The sequence below is a fragment of the Bacillus sp. LR--39 genome, assembly GCF_053613335.1.
The window spans coordinates 1-1,263 of the sequence record NZ_JBSIOT010000219.1 but is presented as its reverse complement, the minus strand read 5'-3'; the positions used below and the strand labels follow the sequence as shown (position 1 = coordinate 1,263).

3 protein-coding genes are annotated in these 1,263 nt (G+C 42.8%); all 3 read left to right on the top strand.

Translation table 11 applies throughout. From position 1 onward, the window contains the following. Positions 1–123, top strand: a 123-nt coding sequence (locus tag ACWHAR_RS21960; RefSeq protein ID WP_452087820.1) for a hypothetical protein, incomplete at its 5' end; no start/stop codon positions are given. A gap of 49 nt (positions 124–172) precedes the next feature. After that, positions 173–463 (top strand): hypothetical protein, encoded by a 291-nt coding sequence (locus ACWHAR_RS21955; protein ID WP_014478421.1) that lies wholly within the window; start codon positions 173–175, stop codon positions 461–463. Positions 464–590: 127 nt separating this feature from the next. Then, positions 591–1,262: a DUF3298 and DUF4163 domain-containing protein gene (locus tag ACWHAR_RS21950; protein ID WP_452087819.1), complete on the top strand. Its 672-nt coding sequence runs from the start codon at positions 591–593 to the stop codon at positions 1,260–1,262. Position 1,263: the final 1 nt, after the last annotated feature.

Here is a 1,263-nt window from a genome sequence, read left to right as displayed (position 1 = left end):
TCTGTCGGGACAACAGAGGGGCCAGGCATCGTAACGGCTAAAGATGAACCTGACTACACCGCTTTCAGCAAGGCATTTATCAATGCGGTTGCTGCTCATCGCCATTGGGATAGACGAATTTGACCTGCTCCTGTATCTTTAAGGAAGATACTTTTCATAAGGAGCATGACAAATGAACGAAAAACAGCTCGCTGAAGCTTACGAACGCGATGAAAATATGATGATTTTGGTGTTTGCCCAATGGTGCGTGAACCATGATCTTGATCCGATGGAGCTGTACGCCAAAGCGTATCCGCAGCAAAAGCTGAATGAAAGCTTGAAAAAAACCATGGACGATCTGGTCGTGCCAAAACACGAAGCAGAGCACATTCCGGACCAGACTGTCATTGCGGTATTAGAGATGTTCGGAAATACAGATTTGGCACAGGCCGTTCATGAAGCGATTTCTGGGCGCAAACAGTAAAAAAGAGACATCCTGTGTCTCTTTTTTTATTGGAAAAATCATGCTGTTAGACTTAGAAACTTCTTTCGATTTAATTTATTGCTTAAATAAGGGAATGATAAACAACGACATCAAAGGAGGATATTATATGAAATGGAATAAAATGCTGAAAGCTGCGGGGATTGCAGTCTTGTTTTTTTCCGTATTAGCATATGCGGCCCCATCTTTAAAAGCAGTTCAAGCGAAAACACCGACTGTCAGCACCCATACGTACAAAAAGATCAAGGAGTTAACGTATCCACAAGTGCATCACATCGGGAATGCCGCGTTTGAAAAGAAAATCAATCAAGAGCTGAAAGCCTACATTGAACAATCGTATCAGGAATATCTGAAAAACAAAAAAGCAGGCGAACAGCAGGGCTTTAAAACGGAATATCGAACATCCTTCAGCGTCAAATACAATGCGGCAGGCAAGCTCAGCATTCAAACACTCAATTATATCTATTCAGGCGGCGCCCACGGTTTAACGTCTGTCCAGTCCTTCAACTATGACTTGAAAGCACAAAAGCGGGTGACGCTGGATCAGATTCTGAGCACCAAAACAAAAGTCAGCAAAACGAGAGATTACCTATATAGCTATATCAAAAAACACGATGAGCTGTTTTTCCCTGATGTAAAGAAAGAGGATATAACCCTAAACAAAGACACAATGTTTTACTTTACGGCAAACGGAATCGCTATCGTCTTTGGCCAGTATGACTTGGGGCCTTATGCAGCGGCAATCCGGGATGTGCAGGTGCCAGCCTCTATTTATCAATAAT

Excerpts from the sequence above, each read along its gene's own strand:
- ACWHAR_RS21955 (WP_014478421.1), top strand. The coding sequence starts at position 173 with ATGAACGAAAAACAGCTCGCTGAAGCTTACGAACGCGATGAAAATATG.
- ACWHAR_RS21950 (WP_452087819.1), top strand. The coding sequence starts at position 591 with ATGAAATGGAATAAAATGCTGAAAGCTGCGGGGATTGCAGTCTTGTTT.